We start from the raw sequence: 3582 nt of genomic DNA on the forward strand, positions 1-3582 counted from the left end.
CGCCGCTCGGCGATTCGCTGCCAGTCGGGCGCGTCGCCGGTCTCGATCCAGGTCTCGCCCAGCACCGTGTTGCGGAACACCCGCTCGGCCTCGTCGGACCCCGCCGCCGCCTCCTTGTCGCGCGCGATGTCGGCCCAGCTCTTCCACCCCGGCGGCGAGTAGAGCGCCGAGAGATGAAACCCCACCGTCCGCGCATCGCGGGGCTTCGCGGTGGCCCGCCATTCGCCAGCCGCCAGCATCGCCGGCTTGTGGTGCTCCTCGATGGGCTCCTCGCAGGCATCGCAATGATATGCCGCCGTCTCCGGTTTGCCCTTCTCCCAGCGCAGCCGCTCGAACCGCAGCCACTGCATCGCGCCGCAATGCGGACACGGCACGAAGAACCGCCGCTGGTCGCTTGCCTCGTATTCCCGCTCGATCCGGGAGAGTCCCCGGATCGTCGGCGTCGAGACCAGGAACACCTTGCGCCGGTGCGCGAAGGTCAGCGAGCGCGCCTCGGCAAGGGCCACGGGGTCGCCTTCCTCGTCGGCCGAGGCCGGATAGGCGTCGACCTCGTCGAGGAAGACGTAGCGCGCCGGCATCGAGCGCAGCCCCACCGCCGAGTTCGCGCCGGTCATCACCAGCACGCCGCCCGCGAACTCCTTCGACAGCTGCGTGTTGCCGCTGTCGCGGGCGCGGGCGGGCCGGACGCGCTCCTTCAGCGCCGGGCTTTCCTCGATCAGCGGGTCGATCCGCTGGCGCGAGTTGCGCTTGGCGAGCTCCACCGTCGGCTGGACGGCGAGCATCGGGCCGGGCGCGTGGTGGATCACGAACCCGATCCAGTTGTTTCCAGCTTCCGTCGCGCCGACCTGCGCGGCCTTCATAAACACGACCCGCTGGGCCGAGTGGCCGGGCGAGAGCGCGTCCATGATCGCCCGCATGTAGGGCGTGCGGTCCGTCCGGTAGCGACCCGGTTCCGCGCTCGCCCGCGAGCTCAGCCAGCGATGCCTGTCGGCCCATTCCGAGACCGTCAGCCAGGGATCGGGCGTGAGCCCGCGGCCCCAGGCCCGCAGCAGCGCCTCGGCCCCGTCGAAGCCCGCGATATCCTCAGAGGGCGATCCGGGGCTGGGCGAGTTCCTCGAGATGGGCGCGGACATGGGCCTCCAGAACCTTCTGCATGGCCGCCGTATCCGCTCCCAACTCCGCCGCCATCAGCGCAGCCACCCGCGCCGGCCAGTTCACCCACGCGTCGCGTTCCTCGCGCGCGAGCCGGAAGACCAGCGTCTCGGCCCGCGCGCGGTCGACGAGTTCGCCCTTGAGCTTTTGCAGCCGAATGCGCCGCTCCTGCGCCTTCAGCACCTCATGCGCCGTCTTCGCCTGCAGGAAGGTCGTACCACCGCCGGTCGCGGGCGCGGCCAACCCCTGTTCGCGCAGCGTGTCGCCGACGGCGGAGACGGCCGCCTCGGGGACGGGCTTCAGCCTCTGCTCTTTCGGCGCCTTCCTGGTCTTCGATGGGTCGGTCGTCTGCGCGCGCAGGGCATCGCTGGCCTCCGCGTCGATGCTGCCATCCTCGTGCAGCACCAGCCGGCCGGCGGCCTTCGCTTTCTGGATCGCGCCGCGCGACAACCCGCAATGGGCGGCATACTGGCGCTCGCTCATGCCCCGCATGACGGGCTCCGATTATCATTCAAAGTCAGGTGCTTATCGAGTTGATAAGCCGGGCGCGTGGAGCGAACGTCCATCCCACAAGGACGATGCAACTCACCACGGAGCCAGCCATGACCCGCCTGAACCCCGAGACCACACCCCGGCATGAACTCCGTGCCGAGAGGGCCCGGCGCAACCACGAAGCCGCGCTCGCCGCCTTCGTGTCGCGCAAGGTCGAGATCGACGAGATGCTCGCCCGCCTGCAGGCGCTCAGCGACGATCACTTCAACGTCGGCCCGGACGAGGTGAACTGGAGCCATGTCGGCAGCCTCGACCACATCGCCGAGCGGCTCGCCAAGATCACGGCCTTCGCCTTCGGCGAGGACGCGCCCAACGAATGATCCCCGGCCCAGCCGGAACTCCCGCCGCGCCGAGGCGCGGCTCGGGGTCGTGGAAGGGCCGCGACGGTCGCGGCCCCGATCAAGGAGACGACCCCATGACCCAGATCCAGCTTTCCGACGCCCAAGCCGTCATCCTCTCCACCGCCTGCGCGCGCGAGGACGGAGCCATCTTCCCCGTCACCGCCAGCCTCAAGGGCGGCGCCGTCGGCAACGTCTGCAAGAGCCTGCTGAAGCGCGGGCTGATCGAGGAGGTCCCGGCGACCGATCTCGAGACCGTCTGGTGGCATGACGAAGAGCGCGGCCCGATCACGCTCCGCGCCACTCCGCTGGCCTACAGCACCCTCGGGATCACGGATGCGCCGGATGAGACTCCGGTGAACGCGCCGCCCGCCCCGGTCCAGCGCCGGAAGGGCACCAAGCAGAAAATCCTCATCGAGATGCTCCGCGCCGAAGGCGGCGCGACCATCGACGAGATCGCGGCCGCCACAGGATGGAAGCCGCATACGGTTCGGGGGGCCATGTCGGGCGCGCTGAAGAAGAAGTTAGGCCTGACGATCACCTCCGAGAAGGTCGAGGGGCGCGGACGGGTCTATCGCATCGCCAGCGATTGACACCCGGTCCGCCAGAATTCTGTAGCCGCCGCCCCAAACGGGCGGCGGTGCTTATTTCGTCCCGCGCATCCGCAGCGCCTCGAAGAGCCGTCGCAGCGCATAGCCCCGCACCAGCGATACACCGACGAAGGCGAGGCCGATGGTCAGATGCTCCGCCAGCCCAGTCTCGATCCCGAACCACGGGAACACGACGATCTGGGTGGCGATGGCCAGAACGTAGCCGACGACGACATTCGTTGCCGCCTCGACCATCGACATGATCCGGCTCTGCTTCATCGCAGGCTCTCCAGAAACGCCGTCACGAATTCCGCCGCGAGCGGCGGCACGATCGCATTGCCGTAGCCCCGCAAAAGCCCCATGCGGCCGGGTATCCCCTCAGCCAGCGGGAATGTTCCGGGTTCAACGGGCCGCCAGCGGCCATCGCGGCAGAGGAGCCAGTCCGGATCTCGCCAAACGCCGTCCGTCGCGCAGGTCCCGGCGGGGTCGGCGCCTTCGACCAGTCCACCAGCTTCACCGTCCTGCGGCTCGCATCGGTGTTGCCGGCGGCGTTGTACGCCGCCGTCGCGGGCGAACCCGCCATTGCCGTCGGCCAGCCCGCGAGCCAGACCTGCCGGCCCAGCAGCGCGTTGATCGGCACCGCCCGGCATTCCGATCCGTCCTTGTAATCCCGCGCCGAGGCTGTCGCCCAGCCCGCCCGGTTCCAGAGCGACGGCGCCGAAGAACAGCCGCTGGCGGATGTGCGGCGCGCCGAGGCCCGCAGCCGGCAGATCGGCCGCCGCGACGGCGTAAGATGCCGCTTCCAGGTCAGCCGCCAGAGCGTCGAACCACGTCCAGCCAGCCGAACCTTCAGCTGCTGTTCGAGCCGTGCCGCCAACCTTTCCGAGCACTGCCGCGCTCGCGACCTGCTCGCCGAAGACGAGCTTCGGTCGGCAGGCGGCGACGAGCCG

General features: G+C 69.8%; 5 protein-coding genes and 1 pseudogene. 2 read left to right on the forward strand and 4 right to left on the reverse strand.

The window, feature by feature from the left end; genetic code table 11:
• Both C4S70_RS18205 and C4S70_RS18210 read right to left on the reverse strand, forming a co-directional pair.
• Positions 1-1133: phage terminase large subunit family protein (locus C4S70_RS18205; RefSeq protein WP_200822817.1), on the reverse strand; the 1133-nt coding region annotated here is incomplete at its 3' end.
• On the reverse strand, positions 1084-1644 hold the full coding sequence (locus C4S70_RS18210; protein WP_104009497.1) for a hypothetical protein: 561 nt from the start codon (positions 1642-1644) through the stop codon (positions 1084-1086). The genes C4S70_RS18210 and C4S70_RS18205, both read right to left, overlap by 50 nt.
• Positions 1645-1754: 110 nt before the next feature.
• On the opposite strand from C4S70_RS18210, the gene C4S70_RS18215 reads away from it, so the two are divergent.
• Both C4S70_RS18215 and C4S70_RS18220 read left to right on the forward strand, forming a co-directional pair.
• Positions 1755-2024, forward strand: coding sequence for a hypothetical protein (locus tag C4S70_RS18215; RefSeq protein ID WP_104009498.1), 270 nt, complete (start codon positions 1755-1757; stop codon positions 2022-2024).
• 95 nt (positions 2025-2119) lie between these two features.
• Positions 2120-2635 (forward strand): DUF3489 domain-containing protein, encoded by a 516-nt coding sequence (locus C4S70_RS18220; protein WP_104009499.1) that lies wholly within the window; start codon positions 2120-2122, stop codon positions 2633-2635.
• A gap of 51 nt (positions 2636-2686) precedes the next feature.
• On the opposite strand, the gene C4S70_RS18225 is transcribed toward C4S70_RS18220, so the two are convergent.
• Positions 2687-2911 carry a DUF7220 family protein gene (locus C4S70_RS18225; protein WP_104009500.1) on the reverse strand — a complete coding sequence of 75 codons (225 nt, stop codon included), beginning with the start codon at positions 2909-2911 and terminating at the stop codon, positions 2687-2689.
• Positions 2908-3582: pseudogene (locus C4S70_RS18760) on the reverse strand (hypothetical protein); the annotation flags it as partial. The pseudogene C4S70_RS18760 and the gene C4S70_RS18225, both read right to left, overlap by 4 nt.

This window comes from Jhaorihella thermophila, assembly GCF_900108275.1.
In the GTDB taxonomy this organism is placed as follows: Bacteria; Pseudomonadota; Alphaproteobacteria; order Rhodobacterales; family Rhodobacteraceae; genus Jhaorihella; species Jhaorihella thermophila.

What these genes read in the sequence shown, in the direction of transcription:
- C4S70_RS18210 (WP_104009497.1), bottom strand. Translation starts at nt 1,644, where the DNA reads ATGCGGGGCATGAGCGAGCGCCAGTATGCCGCCCATTGCGGGTTGTCG.
- C4S70_RS18215 (WP_104009498.1), top strand. Translation starts at nt 1,755, where the DNA reads ATGACCCGCCTGAACCCCGAGACCACACCCCGGCATGAACTCCGTGCC.
- C4S70_RS18220 (WP_104009499.1), top strand. Translation starts at nt 2,120, where the DNA reads ATGACCCAGATCCAGCTTTCCGACGCCCAAGCCGTCATCCTCTCCACC.
- C4S70_RS18225 (WP_104009500.1), bottom strand. Translation starts at nt 2,911, where the DNA reads ATGAAGCAGAGCCGGATCATGTCGATGGTCGAGGCGGCAACGAATGTC.